At 71.4% G+C, this 18,328-nt stretch carries 18 protein-coding genes; 11 read left to right on the top strand and 7 right to left on the bottom strand.

Annotation, left to right across the window (positions count from 1 at the left end; translation table 11 throughout):
- Positions 1-148: 148 nt before the first annotated feature.
- Positions 149-1,654 (bottom strand): oligopeptide:H+ symporter, encoded by a 1,506-nt coding sequence (locus tag AB0L21_RS25630; protein WP_365703189.1) that lies wholly within the window; start codon positions 1,652-1,654, stop codon positions 149-151.
- A gap of 493 nt (positions 1,655-2,147) precedes the next feature.
- On the opposite strand from AB0L21_RS25630, the gene AB0L21_RS25625 reads away from it, so the two are divergent.
- Together AB0L21_RS25625 and AB0L21_RS25620 are read left to right on the top strand one after the other, a co-directional pair.
- Complete coding sequence (locus AB0L21_RS25625) at positions 2,148-2,825, top strand: response regulator transcription factor (RefSeq protein WP_030653180.1); 678 nt, start codon at positions 2,148-2,150, stop codon at positions 2,823-2,825.
- Between the two features lie 34 nt (positions 2,826-2,859).
- Positions 2,860-4,131, top strand: coding sequence for an ATP-binding protein (locus AB0L21_RS25620; protein WP_365703187.1), 1,272 nt, complete (start codon positions 2,860-2,862; stop codon positions 4,129-4,131).
- A gap of 13 nt (positions 4,132-4,144) precedes the next feature.
- Here AB0L21_RS25620 and AB0L21_RS25615 read toward each other — a convergent pair whose 3' ends face one another.
- On the bottom strand, positions 4,145-4,648 hold the full coding sequence (locus AB0L21_RS25615; protein ID WP_365786593.1) for a GtrA family protein: 504 nt from the start codon (positions 4,646-4,648) through the stop codon (positions 4,145-4,147).
- A gap of 182 nt (positions 4,649-4,830) precedes the next feature.
- Here AB0L21_RS25615 and AB0L21_RS25610 point away from each other — a divergent pair, with 182 nt between their 5' ends.
- The 4 genes from AB0L21_RS25610 to AB0L21_RS25595 all read left to right on the top strand — a co-directional run bounded on the left by AB0L21_RS25610 (position 4,831) and on the right by AB0L21_RS25595 (position 8,916).
- Positions 4,831-5,970 (top strand): 5-(carboxyamino)imidazole ribonucleotide synthase, encoded by a 1,140-nt coding sequence (locus AB0L21_RS25610; protein ID WP_365786592.1) that lies wholly within the window; start codon positions 4,831-4,833, stop codon positions 5,968-5,970.
- Positions 5,967-6,491: a 5-(carboxyamino)imidazole ribonucleotide mutase gene (purE, locus tag AB0L21_RS25605; protein ID WP_365703181.1), complete on the top strand. Its 525-nt coding sequence runs from the start codon at positions 5,967-5,969 to the stop codon at positions 6,489-6,491. The genes AB0L21_RS25610 and purE overlap by 4 nt, the downstream gene beginning before the upstream one ends.
- A gap of 5 nt (positions 6,492-6,496) precedes the next feature.
- Entirely contained in the window at positions 6,497-7,690 is a 1,194-nt protein-coding gene (locus AB0L21_RS25600) for a dipeptidase (RefSeq protein WP_365786660.1), read from the top strand.
- Between the two features lie 131 nt (positions 7,691-7,821).
- On the top strand, positions 7,822-8,916 hold the full coding sequence (locus AB0L21_RS25595; protein WP_365703179.1) for a dipeptidase: 1,095 nt from the start codon (positions 7,822-7,824) through the stop codon (positions 8,914-8,916).
- Positions 8,917-8,968: 52 nt separating this feature from the next.
- On the opposite strand, the gene AB0L21_RS25590 is transcribed toward AB0L21_RS25595, so the two are convergent.
- Positions 8,969-9,361: a VOC family protein gene (locus tag AB0L21_RS25590; protein WP_365703177.1), complete on the bottom strand. Its 393-nt coding sequence runs from the start codon at positions 9,359-9,361 to the stop codon at positions 8,969-8,971.
- 21 nt (positions 9,362-9,382) lie between these two features.
- Complete coding sequence (locus tag AB0L21_RS25585) at positions 9,383-9,751, bottom strand: VOC family protein (protein WP_365786590.1); 369 nt, start codon at positions 9,749-9,751, stop codon at positions 9,383-9,385.
- 86 nt (positions 9,752-9,837) lie between these two features.
- On the opposite strand from AB0L21_RS25585, the gene AB0L21_RS25580 reads away from it, so the two are divergent.
- Positions 9,838-10,344, top strand: a complete 507-nt coding sequence (locus AB0L21_RS25580) for a CGNR zinc finger domain-containing protein (protein WP_365703173.1) — start codon at positions 9,838-9,840, stop codon at positions 10,342-10,344.
- 100 nt (positions 10,345-10,444) lie between these two features.
- Here the strand turns inward: AB0L21_RS25580 and AB0L21_RS25575 are convergent, their stop codons facing one another.
- Positions 10,445-11,788: a UDP-glucose/GDP-mannose dehydrogenase family protein gene (locus AB0L21_RS25575; RefSeq protein WP_365786588.1), complete on the bottom strand. Its 1,344-nt coding sequence runs from the start codon at positions 11,786-11,788 to the stop codon at positions 10,445-10,447.
- A 191-nt stretch (positions 11,789-11,979) separates the two neighbouring features.
- On the opposite strand from AB0L21_RS25575, the gene AB0L21_RS25570 reads away from it, so the two are divergent.
- Together AB0L21_RS25570 and AB0L21_RS25565 are read left to right on the top strand one after the other, a co-directional pair.
- Positions 11,980-13,137 carry an acyl-CoA dehydrogenase family protein gene (locus AB0L21_RS25570; RefSeq protein WP_365703170.1) on the top strand — a complete coding sequence of 386 codons (1,158 nt, stop codon included), beginning with the start codon at positions 11,980-11,982 and terminating at the stop codon, positions 13,135-13,137.
- 85 nt (positions 13,138-13,222) lie between these two features.
- On the top strand, positions 13,223-13,591 hold the full coding sequence (locus AB0L21_RS25565) for a four-helix bundle copper-binding protein (protein ID WP_365703169.1): 369 nt from the start codon (positions 13,223-13,225) through the stop codon (positions 13,589-13,591).
- A gap of 63 nt (positions 13,592-13,654) precedes the next feature.
- Here AB0L21_RS25565 and AB0L21_RS25560 read toward each other — a convergent pair whose 3' ends face one another.
- A complete protein-coding gene (locus AB0L21_RS25560; RefSeq protein ID WP_365786586.1) occupies positions 13,655-14,935 on the bottom strand; it encodes an LCP family protein in 1,281 nt (426 codons plus the stop codon).
- A gap of 119 nt (positions 14,936-15,054) precedes the next feature.
- On the opposite strand from AB0L21_RS25560, the gene AB0L21_RS25555 reads away from it, so the two are divergent.
- Positions 15,055-15,615: an acyl-CoA thioesterase gene (locus AB0L21_RS25555; protein WP_365703165.1), complete on the top strand. Its 561-nt coding sequence runs from the start codon at positions 15,055-15,057 to the stop codon at positions 15,613-15,615.
- Positions 15,616-15,625: 10 nt separating this feature from the next.
- Here AB0L21_RS25555 and AB0L21_RS25550 read toward each other — a convergent pair whose 3' ends face one another.
- Positions 15,626-16,993 carry an LCP family protein gene (locus AB0L21_RS25550; protein WP_365786584.1) on the bottom strand — a complete coding sequence of 456 codons (1,368 nt, stop codon included), beginning with the start codon at positions 16,991-16,993 and terminating at the stop codon, positions 15,626-15,628.
- Between the two features lie 281 nt (positions 16,994-17,274).
- Between AB0L21_RS25550 and AB0L21_RS25545 the strand changes: the two genes are divergently transcribed.
- Entirely contained in the window at positions 17,275-18,306 is a 1,032-nt protein-coding gene (locus AB0L21_RS25545) for a glycosyltransferase family 2 protein (RefSeq protein ID WP_365786582.1), read from the top strand.
- Positions 18,307-18,328 lie beyond the last annotated feature (22 nt).

Raw genomic sequence — 18,328 nt, 5'->3', positions numbered from 1 at the left:
GAAGGGGCGCGGGGAACCGCGTGACAAGCCAGGGCGAACCGGATGCCGCCGACACGCGGGGACCCCCACGGCGCTCCGCACCCCGCACAGACGAAGGGCCACCGCATCCCGACGATGCGGTGGCCCTTCGCCGCCAAGTCCCGGCGGACTAGTGCACGTTGCCCATCAGCTTCTTCACCTTGCCCCGGTACATCCACACCGCGACACCCGCGACCACGGCGAGCGCGGCCTCCAGGGCGACGAAGCCCATCTTGTCGAGGTTGACGCCACCGATGGCCGGGTTGGACAGCAGCGCGGTGACGGAGTCGCCCGCGGTCACCGCGAGGAACCAGACGCCCATCATCTGCGAGGCGTACTTCTTCGGTGCCATCTTCGTCGTCACGGACAGACCCACCGGCGACAGCGTCAGCTCACCGATGGTCTGCGCGAAGTAGATCGCGACCAGCCACAGCGCCGCGGCCTTGTGACCGCCCTCGGCGATGGACAGCGGGGCGAGGAAGACGAAGAAGGACGCACCGACCAGCACCAGACCGGAGGCGAACTTCACGATCGTGCTCGGCTCCTTGCCGCGCTTGTTCAGCCACAGCCACAGCCAGGCGAAGACCGGCGCGAGGGCCATGATCATGACCGGGTTGACCGACTGGTACCAGGAGACCGGGAACTCCCAGCCGAGGATGGTGTTGTCGGCGCTCTTCTCGGCGAACAGGGAGAGGGTGGAACCGCCCTGGTCGTAGATCATCCAGAAGACGGCGGCGGCCACGAAGAACCAGATGTACGCGGACACCTTGGAACGCTCGGCCGGCTCCAGGTCCTTGTCGCGCAGGATGCGGGAGATGACCAGGATCGGCACGATCAGGCCGATGAGCGTGAGCGGGATCAGCGCCCAGTTCAGGGTGAAGTGACCGGTGCCGCCGACGATGCCGTAGAAGACCACGGCGATGGCCAGCCAGATCAGGCCCTTGCGCAGGGTGGACGCCTTCTCCGCGGGCGTCAGCGGGGTCGGGACCTCGCTGCTCTTGGCGTTCAGGTGACGGCCGCCGAGCAGGTACTGGGCGAGGCCCAGCGCCATGCCGAGCGCGGCCAGCGCGAAGCCCAGGTGCCAGTTGACGTTCTCACCGACGGTGCCGATGACCAGCGGGGCGACGAAGGCACCGAGGTTGATGCCGATGTAGAAGAGCGTGAAGCCACCGTCCCGGCGCGGGTCCTCCGGGCCGTCGTAGAGGTGGCCGACCATCGTGGAGATGTTGGCCTTCAGCAGACCGGAGCCGATGGCGACGAGAGCCAGGCCGACGAAGAAACTCGCGGCGGCGGGCAGCGCCAGGCACAGGTGGCCGAGCATGATGACCAGGCCCGCCACGGCGACCGTCTTGCGGGGGCCGAGGACACGGTCGGCGAACCAGCCGCCGGGCAGGGCGAGCAGGTACACGAGCGACAGGTACACGGCGTAGATCGCCGTCGCCGTGCCCGCGCTCAGGTGCAGGCCACCCGGGGCCACCAGGTACAGCGGGAGGAGGGCCCTCATGCCGTAGTAGGAGAAACGCTCCCACATCTCGGTCATGAAGAGAGTGGCCAGTCCGCGGGGGTGGCCGAAGAAGGTCTTCTCGGAACCGGGGGTGCCCGGTCGGACCGAGTCCTTCGTCAGGCTGGACGCCATGGTCGTTCCTTGCTGGTCGGGACGCGCGGTGGAGCGTTGCGCGCCCGGTGGGGGTGTCGGCCGGCACCGGCGGGGTCGGCCGTCCACCCCCACGCCCAGGGGGAGTCCGCCCCGGATCGCGGAGCGGCGGACGGCGACCACCGGGATCCACGCCCCGCGACGCGTCGGTGCGTCCGGAGCCCGGCCAGAGGTCATTCCTTTCGAGGCTGGTCTGGGCCAGCCCGCACACAAAGAAGACCCTCAGCGTCACATGCCCGCCAAAGGTCCCCGGTGTACTACAGGCGTTCAGGTCACCATACGGCAGGACACTGCCGGATATGGAAGGACTTGAGACGCGGATCACAGGTGTCGCGGGAACCACGGAAGCGGATTCGAAGGTCTCTCCTCCGATCGCATCCCCAGGTCAATGGTTCGTACCAGCAGCATACGAAGGTAAGAAGCCCGGGTACCGATCACACCCCGGCACCGCGCGCGGGCGGTCTACCATCACCTCATGACCCGTGTACTGCTCGCCGAGGACGACGCGTCCATCTCGGAGCCGCTGGCCCGCGCCCTGCGCCGGGAAGGTTACGAGGTCGAGGTGCGCGAGGACGGACCCGCCGCGCTCGACGCCGGAATGCAGGGCGGCGTGGACCTGGTCGTGCTGGACCTGGGCCTGCCCGGCATGGACGGCCTGGAGGTCGCCCGCCGGCTGCGTGCCGACGGTCACACCGTGCCGATCCTCATCCTGACCGCGCGGGCCGACGAGGTGGACACCGTCGTCGGCCTGGACGCCGGCGCCGACGACTACGTCACCAAGCCGTTCCGGCTCGCCGAACTGCTCGCCCGGGTGCGGGCCCTGCTCCGGCGCGGCGCCGCCGAACCGCAGCAGCCGCCGGCCACGCACGGGGTGCGGATCGACGTCGAGTCGCACCGCGCCTGGATGGGCGACGAGGAACTCCAGCTGACCGCGAAGGAGTTCGACCTGCTGCGGGTGCTGGTGCGGGACGCGGGCCGGGTGGTGACCCGGGACCAGCTGATGCGCGAGGTCTGGGACACCACGTGGTGGTCGTCCACCAAGACCCTGGACATGCACATCTCCTGGCTGCGCAAGAAGCTGGGCGACGACGCGGCGAACCCCCGGTACATCGCGACGGTGCGTGGCGTGGGCTTCCGGTTCGAGAAGAGCTGAGTCCGGGCCCCAGCGATTCCCCAGGTGACGGAGCATGCGCCGACGTCTCATCCAGTCCACCCTCGCCGTCGTCCTCGTGGTGATCGCGGTCTTCGGCGTGTCCCTGGTGATCGTCGAGACGCGGACGATCAGCAGCAGCGCCCAGGAGCGGGTGGAGTCGGAGGCGGTGCGGCTGGCCAGCATCGTCGACAGCCGGATCCTCGCCGCGGAGAACGTCAACGCGGACGTGCTGCGCAATCCGGTCAGCAAGGACCAGTACGCGGTCATCCGCATGCCCGGCAAGCCGCCCATCGAGATCGGTACCAGGCCCGAGGGCGACACCATCCACTTCACGCAGCGCGGCGAGGAGGGCGAGACGGTCACCGTGCAGGAGCCCCGCTCCGCGGTGACCCGCGAGGTCGGCCGGACCCTGCTGATCATCGGGCTGGTCGCGCTGCTCGCGGTGGTGGCGGCGGTGCTGCTCGCCGTACGGCAGGCGAACCGGCTCGCCTCCCCGCTGACCGACCTCGCCGAGACCGCCGAACGCCTCGGCTCCGGCGACCCGCGCCCCCGGCACAAGCGGTACGGCGTCCCCGAGCTGGACCGGGTCGCCGATGTGCTGGACGCCTCCGCCGAGCGGATCGGGCGCATGCTGACGGCCGAGCGGCGCCTCGCGGCCGACGCCTCCCACCAGCTCCGTACGCCCCTGACCGCGCTGTCCATGCGTCTGGAGGAGATCACCCTCACCGACGACCCGGACACGGTGAAGGAGGAGGCGACCATCGCGCTGACGCAGGTCGAGCGGCTGACGGACGTCGTGCAGCGGCTGCTGACGAACTCCCGGGACCCGCGGACCGGCTCCGCCGTCACCTTCGACCTGGACGAGGTCATCCAGCAGCAGCTCGCCGAGTGGCGGCCCGCCTACCGCAGCGCCGGCCGGGCCATCGTCAGCTCCGGCAAGCGGCACCTCAAGGCGGTGGGCACACCGGGCGCGGTCGCCCAGGTGCTGGCCGCGCTGATCGAGAACTCGCTCATGCACGGGGGCGGCACGGTCGCCCTGCGCACCCGGGTCACCGGCAACCAGGCCGTGATCGAGGTCACCGACGAGGGGCCGGGCGTGCCGGCCGACCTCGGCGCGCGGATCTTCGAGCGCACGATCAGCGGGCGGAACTCCACGGGGATCGGCCTCGCCGTCGCCCGGGACCTCGCGGAGGCCGACGGCGGACGGCTGGAGCTGCTCCAGGCGCAGCCCCCGGTCTTCGGCCTGTTCCTCTCGCGCACGCCCCCGGCCCGCACCCCGGACGACGACCGCCCGACGGTCCGCTAACCGGCCCGCGGGCCTACGGCACCCGCTGCCTGGGCGCCCGCTTCGTCGGCTCCTGCTCCAGAATCGATTCCGCGCCCGCCAGGGTCTTCTGGCCGGGCAGCGCCCGGAACACCCAGGTGCGGTACGACCAGAACCGGAACAGGGTCGCGACGCCGATGCCGACGAACTTGAAGACGTTGCTCTGCAGCGGGCTGTCCCAGCCGAAGCCGTAGGTCGCCAGGTACAGCACGCCGTTCTCGATCACCAGGCCGATCGCGCTGAACAGCAGGAACAGCGTGAGTTCCTTGGTGCGTCCGCTCTTGTCGCGGTCCCGGTACGTCCAGTAACGGAAGCCGACGTAGTTGAAGGCGATGGCCACGACGGTCGCGATGATGCTGGCCCGCACCACCGGCAGGTCGGAGACGTGCCGGACCAGGTTGAACACGCCGAGATTGACGAGGACGCCGGCGCCGCCCACGGCACCGAACTTGGCCACCTCGCGTACGAGCCGTTGCAGCCCCGAGGAACGAGGTTCCATGGCTGTGCAGCTCCCGTCGGTAGGTTTCCTCAACTCCGCCATGCTAGCCGGGCGGGCCCGCCGGTGCCCGTGGACCGGGCGACGCTGTGGAAACAGGTCGGAAAGAGGAGGGGAAGCACCGGGTAAGAGTCCGTGAGAGGGACGCGATCCGGCCGCCCCGCCGCGGCCGATACCCTAGGGGTGTGACGTTCCCGGTAGTCGGTATGGTCGGCGGGGGGCAGCTCGCGCGTATGACGCACGAGGCGGGCATCCCGTTGGGCATCAGGTTCAAGCTTCTCAGTGACACTCCTCAGGATTCCGCGGCGCAGGTCGTGAGCGATGTCGTCATCGGCGACTATCGCGACCTCGACACGCTCCGCGACTTCGCGCGCGGCTGCGACGTGATCACCTTCGATCACGAGCACGTGCCCACCGAGCACCTGCGTGCCCTGGAGGCGGACGGCATCCCCGTGCGCCCGGGGCCGGACGCGCTGGTGCACGCCCAGGACAAGGGGGTGATGCGTGCGAAGCTCGACGCGATCGGCATCCCGTGCCCGCGGCACCGGATCGTCAGCGATCCGGAGGACGTGGTCCGGTTCGCGGAGGAGGGCGACGGCTTCCCGGTCGTCCTCAAGACGGTCCGCGGCGGCTACGACGGCAAGGGCGTGTGGGTCGTGGACAACGCCGAGGAGGCGGCCGAGCCGTTCCGCGCCGGCGTGCCCGTCCTCGCCGAGGAGAAGGTCGACTACGTCCGCGAGCTGGCCGCCAACGTCGTACGCTCCCCGCACGGCCAGGCCGTCGCCTACCCGGTGGTGGAGTCGCAGCAGGTCAACGGCGTCTGCGACACGGTCATAGCCCCCGCGCCCGGTCTGGACGAGGACCTGGCGCTGCACGCCGAGCGGATGGCGCTGACCATCGCCAAGGAGCTGGGCGTCGTCGGGCATCTCGCCGTCGAGCTGTTCCAGACCCGGGACGGCCGCATCCTCGTCAACGAGCTGGCGATGCGCCCGCACAACTCCGGCCACTGGAGCATGGACGGCGCGATCACCTCGCAGTTCGCCAACCACGTCCGCGCGGTCCTGGACCTGCCGCTGGGCGATCCGCGCCCGCGCGCCAAGTGGACCGTGATGGTCAACGTCCTGGGTGGCGACTACCCGGACATGTACTCCGCGTACTTGCACTGCATGGCCCGTGACCCCAAGCTCAAGATCCACATGTACGGCAAGGATGTGAAGCCCGGCCGCAAGGTCGGACACGTCAACACCTACGGCGACGACCTGGACGACGTGCTGGAGCGCGCCCGTCACGCAGCCGGCTACCTGAGAGGCACCATCACCGAATGAGCCCCGTTGTTGGCATCGTCATGGGGTCGGACTCCGACTGGCCCGTCATGGAAGCCGCCGCCAAGGCCCTGGACGAGTTCGAGATCGCCTACGAGGTCGACGTCGTCTCCGCGCACCGCATGCCTCGCGAGATGATCACGTACGGCGAGCAGGCGGCCGACCGCGGCCTGAAGGTGATCATCGCGGGTGCGGGCGGCGCCGCCCACCTGCCCGGCATGCTCGCCTCCGTGACCCCGCTGCCGGTCATCGGCGTCCCCGTGCCGCTGAAGTACCTGGACGGCATGGACTCCCTGCTCTCCATCGTGCAGATGCCGGCCGGAGTCCCGGTCGCCACGGTCTCCGTCGCCGGTGCCCGCAACGCCGGACTCCTCGCGGCCCGCATCCTCGCCGCGCACGACGAGGACCTGCTGCACCGGATGCGCGACTTCCAGCAGGAACTCAACGACCAGGCCACCGAGAAGGGCAAGCGGCTGCGCTCCAAGGTCGAGGGCGCGGGCAGCGGCTTCGGCTTCGGGAAGTGACCGCCGTGGCCGCCCTGGACGAAGCACACGCGCTGCTGCGCGAGTTCCCCGTGGTCGACGGGCACAACGACCTGCCCTGGGCGCTGCGCGAGCAGGCCGGCTACGACCTGGACGCCCTGGACATCGCCGGTGACCGCAGCGAGCGGTTGCACACCGACCTGCCGCGGCTGCGCGCGGGCGGGGTCGGTGCCCAGTACTGGTCGGTGTACGTGCCCTGCGAGCAGCCGGATCCGGTCGCGGCGACGCTGGAGCAGATCGACTGCGTCCGGCAGCTGCTGGCCCGCTACCCGGCGGAGCTGGCGCCCGCGCTGACCGCCGCCGACATGGAGGCGGCGCGCGGGCAGGGCCGTATCGCCTCGCTCATGGGCGCCGAGGGCGGCCACTCCATCGCCAACTCGCTCGGCACACTGCGCGGCCTGTACGCGCTCGGCGTGCGCTACATGACGCTCACCCACAACGACAACGTGGACTGGGCCGACTCCGCGACCGACGAGCCGCACGTGGGCGGGCTGTCCGCCTTCGGCCGCGAGGTCGTGGCGGAGATGAACCGCCTCGGCATGCTCGTCGACCTCTCCCACGTGGCGGCGACGACGATGCGGGACGCGCTGGACGCCACCGCCGCGCCGGTGATCTTCTCCCACTCCTCCTCCCGCGCGGTGTGCGACCACCCCCGCAACATCCCCGACGACGTGCTGGAACGCCTGCCCGCCAACGGCGGCGTGGCGATGGTGACGTTCGTGCCCAAGTTCGTGCTCCAGGCCGCCGTCGACTGGACGGCCGCCGCCGGCGAGAACCTGCGCGCCCACGGCCTGCACCCCCTGGACACCAGCCCCGAGGCGATGAAGATCCACCGGGCCTTCGAGGAGCGCAACCCGCGCCCGGTCGCCACGGTGTCCACGGTCGCCGACCACCTGGACCACATGCGCGAGGTCGCCGGCATCGACCACCTGGGCATCGGCGGCGACTACGACGGCACCGCGTTCACCCCGGACGGCCTGAACGACGTCTCCAGCTACCCGAACCTGCTCGCCGAACTGCTGGACCGCGGCTGGTCCACGGCCGACCTGGCCAAGCTGACCTGGCAGAACGCGGTGCGGGTGCTCGGCGCGGCGGAGGACGTCGCCCGGGACCTCCAGGCCACCCGCGCCCCGTCCCGCGCCACGATCGAGTCGCTGGACGGCACGCGCGGCGAGAACTGACCGGAGTACGCCCGAACGCCCCACTCGCCAGGAAGGTTGCCTCCGCTCCGTGCGACCGTGTCGGTACGCCGGCCACAGCCCCCGCCGTAGCTCACGACCGACGTAGCCCACGACGACGCACGGAGCCCGCCATGGCCGACCTCCAGGACGACCTGCCCACCATGACCGAGGTCGGCGAGGACGACGCCCTGCCGGACGGCCTCTTCCCCGAGCGGCCGTCCGGCGAGCTGCTGGAGCGGGCGCACAGCCTGCTCGCCGGCCACCCGGTCGCCGACGGCTGCAGCGGCCTGCCGTGGGTGGTGCGCGAGGGGGGCGAGGCCGCCCTCGACACGGACCTGCCCCGGCTGCGCGAGGGGTACGTCGGCGCCCTGTTCTGGTCGCTGCACCCGCCGGAGGCACCGGGCGGCGGGCGTGCGCTGACGGCCACCCTGGAGCAGCTGGACCTGGTGCGCACGGTCATCGAGGCCCACCCGGAGTGGCTGCGGCTGGTGCGCACCGCCGGGGAGATCATCGACGCCCGCAACTGCGGCCGGGTCGCCGTGGTGCCGGGCCCCGCGCACGGCGCCGCGATGGACGACTCCCTGGCCGTCCTGCGCATGCTGCGCGCCCTCGGGCTGCGCGTGCTCACCCTCGCCGGCACCGCATGGGCGGGCGAGTCGGGGCTGACCCGGTTCGGGGAGGAGGTCGTGCGCGAGATGAACCGGCTCGGCGTGCTCGCCGACGTCTCCGGCGCCTCCCCGGCCACCGTCGGGCGGACCGTCGCCCTGTCCAGGACGCCGGTGCTGTGCAGCCGCTCGGCCGCCCGCGCCCTGCGCCCGCACCCGGCCAACCTGCCCGACGACCTGCTCGCCGCCCTGGGCGAGGCGAAAGGGCTGTGCATGGTGCCGCTGACCGCCGAGCAGACCGGCCCGGCCGTCGCGGACGCCGCCGACCACCTCGACCACGTCCGCGACGTGGCCGGCCCCGAGAGTGTCGGCCTGTCCGGCACCTACGCCTTTGGGGCCGCGCACCCGCGCGACCCCGCCGACGCCTCCCGCTGTCCCCACCTGATCGCCGAGTTGCTCAGGCGCGGCTGGTCCGAGACCGAGCTGGCCCTGCTGACCTGGGGGAACGTGCAGCGGGTACTGCGCAGCGCGGACTTTACGGCCCGGGCCACGCAGTACCGGCCGAAGGCGTCGCACGCGAGGATCACCGAGCTGGACGCTCGCGGGCCGTCACGCCCCTAGAGCGTCGGGCCCCTAGAGCGTCGGGCCCCTAGAGCGTCGGGCCGCTGGAGCGTCACGGCCGCTCGATCCGGCACAGGCAGAACGGATGCCCGGCCGGGTCGGCGTACACCTGGAAGTCCTTCGTCTCGCGGTCCTCCAGGTCCAGCGGGCGGGCGCCGAGCGCCAGCACCCGCTCGTGCGCCGCGTCGAGGTCCGCCCAGGACGGGCCCGCGTCGAAGTCGAGGTGCAGCTGCTGGCCGTTGCGGTCCGCGCGCGGCCACTCCGGCGGGGTGTGTCCCCCGGCCCGCTGGAAGGCGAGCCGTGGCCCGTCCGGCACCTGGAGCACGACCCAGTCGTCGTCCTCCGGCTGCGGGGTCCCCCCGGCCACCGCCGCGTAGAAGGCGGCCAGCGCGTGCGGATCGGGGCAGTCGAGCACGACGTTACGGAAACGGGCCACGGACGTCATGGTGTCCTCCTCCGGGACGAGTCAGCAGGCGCAGAGACAGAACGGGTGCCCCGCCGGGTCGGCGTAGACACGGAAGGTCCGCTCGCGGTCCTGCGCGTCCAGCGGCCTGGCGCCCAGCTCCAGCACGCCCTTCTCCGCCGCGTCCAGGTCCTCCACCACCAGGTCCAGGTGGAACTGCTGCGAACGGTCCGCCGCGGGCCACTTCGGCGGCACGAACCCCGGCGCCCGCTGGAAGGCCAGCGCCGTCCCGCCGGGCACCTTCAGGTCCACCCACGTGCTGTCCCCGGCGTCCTCCTCCACCGTGCCGCCCAGCACTTCGGCGTAGAAGCCGGCCAGCGCGCGGGGGTCGGGACAGTCCAGGACGACGACACCGAGCTTGGCGAGAGCCATGACTACCTCCTCGTAGCGTTACCTGTAGAGACGGGTAACCAGTAACCGTTACTGCATGCTCCCGCGTAGGGGGTAACGTCGCAAGCATGAGCGAGAGATCGGCTGCTCCCGGCGGCCTGGCCCTGATCGAGTCCCTGGTCAACACCCTGGACATCGAGTCGGGCAGGGACGGGCTGGACACGCCGGAGGGCCGCGCTCGCCTCGGGATCACGGAGGACGGGCTGGCCGGCGCCCGGGAGCTGCGCGAGTCGCTGCGGGCCGCGCTGCTCGCCCACGCCGGGCATCCGCCGCACCGCCCCGTGACCCCGCTGGGCACCCTGCTGGCGCGGGCCCCGCTGTACGTCGCCGTCGACGACCACGACGGCTCCGCCCGCCTCGCCCCGGCCGACGCGGACCCGCTGCTGTCCCGGGTCGCCGCAGCCGTCGCCGAGGCACTCGTCGCGGGCACCTGGACCCGGCTCAAGGCGTGCGAGGCCGACACCTGCCACTGGGCCTACTACGACCGCAGCCCCGCCGGGCGCGGGCGCTGGTGCTCCATGCAGGTGTGCGGGGCCCGCGCGAAGATGCGCCGGTACCGGGCGAAGGGGGCGTGAGCGACGCCGGCTTGGTGCAGAATGCGGACAGACGCCGGTTCGGCCGACTGAGCCTCGGCCGAACCGGCGTCGCCATACGGGTCGCCACGCCCCGGGGCGCCTACGCCTTGGGGCGGCCCATCGCGCGGTACGTCCAGCCGGCCCGGCGCCACAGCTCCGGGTCGAGGGTGTTGCGGCCGTCGAGGATCACCCGGGCCGCCGCCGCCTCGCCGAGCGCCACCGGGTCCAGCTCGCGGAACTCCCGCCACTCGGTCAGGTGCAGGACGACGTCGGCGCCCCGGGCGGCCTCCAGCGCGGAGCCGGCGTAGCCCAGGGTCGGGAAGACCTTGCGGGCGTTGTCCATGCCCTTCGGGTCGTACACGGTCACCTGGCCGCCCTGGAGGTGGATCTGACCGGCCACGTTCAGCGCGGGCGAGTCGCGGACGTCGTCCGAGTCCGGCTTGAAGGTGGCGCCGAGCACCGCGACCCGCTTGCCGAGGAAGGAGCCGCCACCGAGCGCCTCCCGGGTCATCTCGACCATCTGGCCGCGCCGGCGCATGTTGATGGAGTCGATCTCGCGCAGGAAGGTCAGCGCCTGGTCGGCGCCCAGCTCGCCCGCGCGGGCCATGAACGCCCGGATGTCCTTGGGCAGGCAGCCGCCGCCGAAACCGATGCCGGCGCGCAGGAACTTGCGGCCGATCCGGTCGTCGTGACCGATGGCCTCGGCGAGCTTCGCCACGTCACCGCCGGCCGCCTCGCACACCTCCGCCATCGCGTTGATGAACGAGATCTTGGTCGCGAGGAAGGAGTTCGCGGCCGTCTTCACCAGCTCGGCGGTCGGGAAGTCGGTGACGACGAACGGCGTGCCCTCGCCGACCGGTCCGGCGTACACCTCGCGCAGCAGCTTCTCCGCGCGCTCGCTGCGCACGCCGACGACGATCCGGTCCGGGTGCAGGGTGTCCTGGACGGCGAAGCCCTCGCGCAGGAACTCGGGGTTCCAGGCCAGCTCGGCGTCGCCGCCCGCCGGGGCGTGCTCGGCGAGGTAGGCGGCCAGCCGGTCGGCGGAGCCCACCGGCACGGTCGACTTGCCGACGACCAGGGCGGGGCCGCGCAGATGCGGGGCGAGGGAGGCGATGGCGGAGTCGACGTAGGACATGTCGCAGGCGTACTCGCCGTGCTTCTGCGGGGTGTTCACGCACACGAAGTGCACATCGCCGAAGGCACCGACCTCGGCCCAGTCCGTGGTGAACCGCAGCCGCCCGGTGGACCCCTCGATCCCGGCCACGTGCCGGCGCAGCAGCTCTTCGAGTCCCGGCTCGTACATCGGGGTCTCGCCGCGCTCCAGCATCGCGATCTTCTCGGGTACGACGTCCAGGCCCAGCACCTCGAAGCCCAGTTCGGCCATGGCCGCGGCGTGCGTGGCGCCGAGGTAGCCGGTGCCGATCACGGTGATCTTCAGGCTCATGAGGTGTGCTCCAGCTCCGGTCCGTCGGTCCTGCTCGGTCATGCGGTGCCTGAGCATAGTCGGGCCGCTCGGCGGGCAATTTTCCCGCTGTCACCAAGCTCACGTAGGCGGGTTCACACCGGGGCCCTAAAATTCAGTTACTTAACGGTAATTAGCGTCAGTATCACTGCGTCTTTGGAGCGTGAGAGACCGTGGCCGGATCGGCTGACTTCGACCTGTACCGCCCGTCCGAGGAGCACGACATGCTCCGGGACGCCGTCCGCTCCCTGGTCGAGGCGAAGATCGCGCCGTACGCCGCGGCGGTGGACGAGGAGGCCCGTTTCCCGCAGGAGGCCCTCGACGCCCTCGTCGCAGGCGACCTGCACGCCGTGCACGTCCCCGAGGAGTACGGCGGCGCCGGCGCCGACGCGCTCGCCACGGTCATCGTGATCGAGGAGGTGGCCCGCGCCTGCGTCTCCTCCTCGCTCATCCCCGCGGTGAACAAGCTCGGCTCGCTCCCGGTGATCCTCTCCGGCGGCGAGGAGCTGAAGAAGAAGTACCTGACGCCGCTCGCCAAGGGTGACGCGATGTTCTCGTACTGCCTCTCCGAGCCGGAGGCCGGCTCCGACGCGGCCGGCATGAAGACCAAGGCGGTCCGCGACGGCGACCACTGGGTGCTCAACGGCGTGAAGCGCTGGATCACCAACGCGGGCGTCTCCGAGTACTACACGGTCATGGCCGTGACGGACCCCTCGAAGCGCTCGAAGGGCATCTCCGCCTTCGTCGTGGAGAAGTCGGACGAGGGTGTCTCCTTCGGTGCCCCGGAGAAGAAGCTCGGTATCAAGGGCTCGCCGACCCGCGAGGTCTACTTCGACAACGTCCGCATCCCCGCCGACCGCATGATCGGCGAGGAGGGCACCGGCTTCATGACGGCCATGAAGACCCTGGACCACACCCGCATCACCATCGCCGCCCAGGCGCTCGGTGTCGCGCAGGGCGCCTTCGACTACGCCAAGGGCTATGTCCAGGAGCGCAAGCAGTTCGGCAAGCCGATCGCCGACTTCCAGGGCATCCAGTTCATGCTCGCCGACATGTCCATGAAGATCTCGGCGGCCCGTGCCCTCACCTACCAGGCCGCCGCCGCCTCCGAGCGCGGCGACGCCGACCTCACCTACCTGGGCGCCGCCGCCAAGTGCTTCGCCTCGGACGTCGCCATGGAGGTCACCACCGACGCCGTCCAGCTCCTCGGCGGCTACGGCTACACCCGCGACTACCCGGTGGAGCGCATGATGCGCGACGCGAAGATCACGCAGATTTACGAGGGCACGAACCAAGTGCAGCGCATCGTCATGGCCCGCAACCTGCCGTAACCCGACATGCGGGACTGCGCTCCTCGGCGTAGGACGGAAGCACATGGGGCCCGCCCCGGGTCCCGTCCGCCTCCGTGGAGGAGCCATGACCCAGTCCCAGTCCGGAATGATGCCCGCCCTGACGCAGCAGATGCAGGACTGCATCGACGCCTGCATGAACTGCCACAACATGTGCGAGGAGACCATGAGCTCCTGCATGCAGCAGGGCGGCCAGGCGCAGATGCAGGTCATGCGCGCGCTCATGGACTGCTCCGAGACGACCCGCCTGTGCGCCGACATGATGATGCGGCGCTCGCCCATGGCCGGCGAGATGTGCGCCGTCTGCGCGCGGGCCTGTGACATGTGCGCCGAGGCGTGTATGTCCATGCCCGACGACCAGCAGATGATGCGCTGCGCGGAGGCGTGTCGCCGCTGCGCGGAGACCTGTCGGGCGATGGCGGGCGCCAGCATGTGAGCCCACCCCGGCACGGCCGAGGGCACCCCGCGGGGTGCCCTCGGACCGGTGTGCGCGACGACGTCAGTTGCCGGAGACGGTGACCTTCTCGTCGTTGTTCAGCTCGTCCACCAGGGTCTTCACCTTGGCCTTGTCCCAGACGAGGTTGCCGCCCACGGAGCCGGATATCGGCATGTTCATCGAGGTGCCGTCACCGCCGCTGACGCCCTTCATCGCCCAGAACATCGAGGCCAGGTCCCACAGCGACATGTCCTTGTCGACGATCAGGGAGTCCAGGCCCGCGCCCATGGTCGGGTAGAGCTTGAACGGGTTGAGGACCGTCGACGGGGTGGCCACCTGGTGGGCCAGGGCGGCCAGGAACTTCTGCTGGTTCTTGGTCCGCTGGAGGTCGGACGCGGCGAACGCGTGCCGGGTACGGACGAAGGCGAGCGCCTGCTGGCCGTTCAGGGTCTGCTTGCCGGCCTTGAAGTCGGCGCCCGACCACTTGTCCTTGAAGCCCTTGTCGATGGTGATCTCGACGCCGCCCACCGCGTCCACGATGCCGGCGAAGCCCTGGAAGCCGATCTCGACGTAGTGGTCGATGCGCAGACCGGTGTTGGCCTCGATCGTGCGGACCAGCAGCGTCGGCCCGTCCTCGGCGTAGGTGGCGTTCAGCTTCGCGTGCCGCCCCTGCGCCGGGTAGGTCTTCCCGGACGTCGAGCCCTGGTACGACGGGACCACCACGTCCGAGTCGCGCGGCAGCGAGATCAGCGTGTCGCCGTTGTCGCCGACGTGCAGGATCATCATCGAGTCCGTGCGCTTGCCCTCGGCGCCGCCGGTGTGCAGCTTCTTCTCGTCCTCCTTGGACATGCCTTCACGGCTGTCCGAGCCGACGATCAGATAGTTCGTGCCGTCGCCGCCCTCAGGCCGGTCGATGACCTTCGACAGGTCCACCTCGCGGCGCAGCTTGGAGTCGGCCCAGAAGTAGGTCGCGATGGAGGTGACGACCAGTACGGTCGCCAGCGTGATCGCCGTCCACTTGATCCGGCGCCGCCAGTTCGGCGCGGGACGCGGCGCCCGGGTGGGCGCCCCCGCCGTACCGCCCGGGCCCCGGCCGCCGGAGCCGCCGTAGACCTGGCCGGTGTTGTAGCCGCTGTCGTAGTCGCTGTAGCCGGCGCCGTCGTCGTGCCCCTGGCCGTCGACGTACGACGGCTGCCGCGGCACACCGGCTCCGGACGGCGGCGCCGCCGGGCCGCGCCGCACCTGACGCATCACGCGGGCCCCCTCTGGCTGTGCGCCGGCACTGCCGCGTCCGTAGCGCGGGCCGCGGTTGTCGTCGGACCATCCCTCGGGCCAGTCATTCATGCGCCCCAGTGTGCAGGGCGCCTCCATGTGCTCGACAAGGGATGTCGGGAAATCAGGGCCTCGCTGTTGCGAAGCCGACACAAATTCCGCGAATGAGGCTTCGGCATAAGGTAGGGGGCATGACAGACCAGGTCACGGACACGGATCCGGAGATGGAACCGGACATCCCGGGCAAGCCCACGTCCGCCTCGCGCACCACCCTCAGCCACATCATGACCCACAACGACACCAACCTGCTGGGGACCGTGCACGGTGGCGTGATCATGAAGCTCGTCGACGACGCGGCGGGCGCCGTGGCCGGCCGGCACTCCGGCGGTCCCGCCGTCACCGCGTCCATGGACGAGATGGTGTTCCTGGAGCCGGTCCGCGTCGGTGACCTGGTCCACGTCAAGGCGCAGGTGAACTGGACCGGCCGGACCTCGATGGAGATCGGCGTCCGGGTCCTCGCCGAGCGCTGGAACGAGTCGGACCCGGCCACCCAGGTGGGCTCGGCCTATCTGGTCTTCGCGGCCGTCGACGCCGACGGCAGGCCGCGCCGGGTGCCGCCGGTGATACCGGAGACCGACCGCGACCGCCGCCGCTACCAGGAGGCCCAGATCCGCCGCACCCACCGTCTGGCCCGCCGCCGGGCGATCCGGGAACTGCGGGAGAAGCGGGCGGCGGAAGGCTTCGAGGACTGAGAAGACGGCCTCAGCACGTCACCTCGTTGCCCCGTACGACGCTCTGCTCCGGCTGCGCCGGGTCGTCGAACCGTACCTTCCGGACGTTCTTGAAATCCGCGCCGACCGTCACCTTCAGCAGCGGTCCCTGGCCCGGCGCGGCCCGCAGCTCGCTGCCCGGCAGGGCGGCGGCCAGGGACCGGGCGGAGCGGTCCCAGCGGGGGTCGTAGAAGATGACCGTGCGCGGCACATGGGCGGGCGCGGTCACCGGGCGGCGGGTGGTGGCGAAGCCGGTCGCCGCGAGCGCCGCGTCGACCCGCTTGGCCAGCCCCACCGTGCCGCTGCCGTTCGCCACCTGGACGCGGACCGTGTCCGGGGACACCTCCACCGGCACCGGAGCCTGCGCCGGGTCACGGCGCGGCTGCTCCGCGGCGAGCGGCTTGTCGTCGCGCAGCGCCCGGAACAACTGCTCCGCCTTGACCGGGTCCCACTTCAGGGTCGAGCCGATGCCCTTGACCGGGTAGTCCATCCGTCCGATCGGGACGGTGGTGAACTCCGACGAGGACGGCGAGAAGTTCCGCATGGCGCGGCCGAGGTCGAGCAGCTCGTCGGTGCCGAAGCCCGCGTCGGCGCGGACCGAGCCGAGCACCGCCCGGGTCACGTCCCGGAACCGCATGGGGTTCAGCAGCACCCCCGAGGAGGTCGCCTTGTCCAGCAGCGCGGCCAGGAACCGCTGCTGCCGCTTCATCCGGCCCAGGTCGCTGGCCCCGTCGACGTGCCGGGCCCGTACGTACTGCAGCGCCTGCCCGCCCCGGAGGGTGTACGTGCCGGGCGCGAGGTCGAGCCCGGTGTACCGGTCCTTCAGCGGCGTCGGCGTGCACACCTTGACCCCGCCGAGCACGTCCACGGTCTTCATGAAGCTGGTGAAGTCGACCTCCAGATAGTGGTCGATCTTCACATGGGTCATGCTCTCGACCGTGCGGATGGTCAGCTGGGGGCCGCCCTCGGCGTAGGCCGCGTTGAGCTTGACCGGGTGCGGGCCGTGCCGCTGCCCGGTGTTCCGGTCGACGTGCGCGGGGATGTCGGCGTAGGAGTCGCGCGGCAGGCTCACCACGGTGGCCCGCTCCCGGTCCTCCGCGATGTGGACGATCATCATGGTGTCGGTGCAGTGACAGGGTGCGCCGCCCAGCCGGTAGGCCCGCCGGTCCCGCTCGCTGAGCTTGTCGCGGCCGTCGGTGCCGACCAGCAGGACGTTCATGCCGTGCCCGGCCCGGGGCCGGTTCTTCATGTCCTTGAAGGCGTCGATCCGGGCGATGCCCGCGTCCAGGCTGGCGACCACCGCGTGCCCGATCCCGGCGGAGGCGAGCACCACGACCGACAGCGTGGTGACCGCCCGCATGGCCCAGCGGGGCCGCCGCGGCGGCCGGACGGGCCGCACGTGCCGCTCGGGCGGGCGCGGCACCCGGCGGGACGGCCGCGGGCGACGCTGCGTGCTGGGAGCCCCTCCCGCACTTCTGGCGGTGGAGGAGGGGGACCGGGGCGGGCTGGGCAAGGAGGACACCTCCGGACGAGGCCGTACGTGGGATCCGTGAGCACAGTAGGCCGATACGATCTCCAGCCCGCGCCGCAGGCCCGGCGGCGCGCACCCGTATCCCCCGTTCGCGGTAACGTGAGGCCCCTATGAACGCCAAGCCCGACGTGCGGCTCCCCGCAGTGTCCGTGATCATGCCCGTCCTCAACGAGGAGCGGCATCTGCGCGGGGCCGTCCAAGCGATCCTCGCGCAGGAGTACGCCGGCGAGATGGAGGTCGTGATCGCCCTCGGTCCGTCCACGGACCGCACGGACGAGATCGCCGCCGAGCTGGTCGCCGAAGACCCGCGCGTGCACACCGTCCCGAACCCGACCGGCCGCACCCCGGCCGCGCTGAACGCGGCGATCAAGGCGTCCCGGCACCCGATCGTGGTCCGCGTCGACGGCCACGGCATGCTCTCGCCGAACTACATCGCGACCGCCGTGCGGCTCCTGGAGGAGACCGGCGCGCAGAACGTGGGCGGCATCATGCACGCCGAGGGCGAGACCGACTGGGAGCACGCGGTGGCGGCCGCGATGACCTCGAAGATCGGCGTCGGCAACGCGGCGTTCCACACCGGCGGGCAGGCCGGCCCCGCCGAGACGGTCTACCTCGGTGTCTTCCGCCGCGAGGCGCTGGAGCAGCAGGGCGGCTACAACGAGGAGTTCATCCGCGCCCAGGACTGGGAGCTGAACTTCCGCATCCGCGAGGCGGGCGGGCTCATCTGGTTCTCGCCCGAGCTGAGGGTGTCGTACCGGCCGCGGCCGTCGGTGCGGGCGCTGGCCAAGCAGTACAAGGACTACGGCCGCTGGCGGCACGTCGTCGCCCGCTACCACTTCGGATCGATCAACCTGCGCTACCTGGCGCCGCCGACGGCGGTGTGCGCGATAGCCGCGGGGCTGGTCGTCGGCGTGGCGCTGACCCCGTGGGGCTTCGTGATCCCGGGCGGCTACCTGGCCGCGATCGTCGCGGGTTCCGTCCCGGCCGGCAAGGGGCTGCCGCTGAAGGCCCGGCTGCAGATCCCGGTGGCCCTCGCCACCATGCACATGTCGTGGGGCTGGGGCTTCCTGACCAGCCCGAAGTCCCTGGCGAAGAGGGTCATCGCCTCCCGGCGGCCCGCGGTCGTGGACGCCGCCGCCTGACGGACGCACGAAGGGGCCCCTC

This window comes from Streptomyces sp. NPDC052721 (assembly GCF_040678315.1).
Taxonomy (GTDB): Bacteria; Actinomycetota; Actinomycetes; order Streptomycetales; family Streptomycetaceae; genus Streptomyces.
Note: the sequence above shows the minus strand (reverse complement) of the source record. Positions and strands in the feature narration are given on the sequence as shown.

What these genes read in the sequence shown, in the direction of transcription:
- AB0L21_RS25630 (WP_365703189.1), bottom strand. Translation starts at nt 1,654, where the DNA reads ATGGCGTCCAGCCTGACGAAGGACTCGGTCCGACCGGGCACCCCCGGT.
- AB0L21_RS25625 (WP_030653180.1), top strand. Translation starts at nt 2,148, where the DNA reads ATGACCCGTGTACTGCTCGCCGAGGACGACGCGTCCATCTCGGAGCCG.
- AB0L21_RS25620 (WP_365703187.1), top strand. Translation starts at nt 2,860, where the DNA reads ATGCGCCGACGTCTCATCCAGTCCACCCTCGCCGTCGTCCTCGTGGTG.
- AB0L21_RS25615 (WP_365786593.1), bottom strand. Translation starts at nt 4,648, where the DNA reads ATGGAACCTCGTTCCTCGGGGCTGCAACGGCTCGTACGCGAGGTGGCC.
- purE (WP_365703181.1), top strand. Translation starts at nt 5,967, where the DNA reads ATGAGCCCCGTTGTTGGCATCGTCATGGGGTCGGACTCCGACTGGCCC.
- AB0L21_RS25595 (WP_365703179.1), top strand. Translation starts at nt 7,822, where the DNA reads ATGGCCGACCTCCAGGACGACCTGCCCACCATGACCGAGGTCGGCGAG.
- AB0L21_RS25590 (WP_365703177.1), bottom strand. Translation starts at nt 9,361, where the DNA reads ATGACGTCCGTGGCCCGTTTCCGTAACGTCGTGCTCGACTGCCCCGAT.
- AB0L21_RS25585 (WP_365786590.1), bottom strand. Translation starts at nt 9,751, where the DNA reads ATGGCTCTCGCCAAGCTCGGTGTCGTCGTCCTGGACTGTCCCGACCCC.
- AB0L21_RS25580 (WP_365703173.1), top strand. Translation starts at nt 9,838, where the DNA reads ATGAGCGAGAGATCGGCTGCTCCCGGCGGCCTGGCCCTGATCGAGTCC.
- AB0L21_RS25575 (WP_365786588.1), bottom strand. Translation starts at nt 11,788, where the DNA reads ATGAGCCTGAAGATCACCGTGATCGGCACCGGCTACCTCGGCGCCACG.
- AB0L21_RS25565 (WP_365703169.1), top strand. Translation starts at nt 13,223, where the DNA reads ATGACCCAGTCCCAGTCCGGAATGATGCCCGCCCTGACGCAGCAGATG.
- AB0L21_RS25560 (WP_365786586.1), bottom strand. Translation starts at nt 14,935, where the DNA reads ATGAATGACTGGCCCGAGGGATGGTCCGACGACAACCGCGGCCCGCGC.
- AB0L21_RS25555 (WP_365703165.1), top strand. Translation starts at nt 15,055, where the DNA reads ATGACAGACCAGGTCACGGACACGGATCCGGAGATGGAACCGGACATC.
- AB0L21_RS25550 (WP_365786584.1), bottom strand. Translation starts at nt 16,993, where the DNA reads ATGCGGGCGGTCACCACGCTGTCGGTCGTGGTGCTCGCCTCCGCCGGG.
- AB0L21_RS25545 (WP_365786582.1), top strand. Translation starts at nt 17,275, where the DNA reads ATGAACGCCAAGCCCGACGTGCGGCTCCCCGCAGTGTCCGTGATCATG.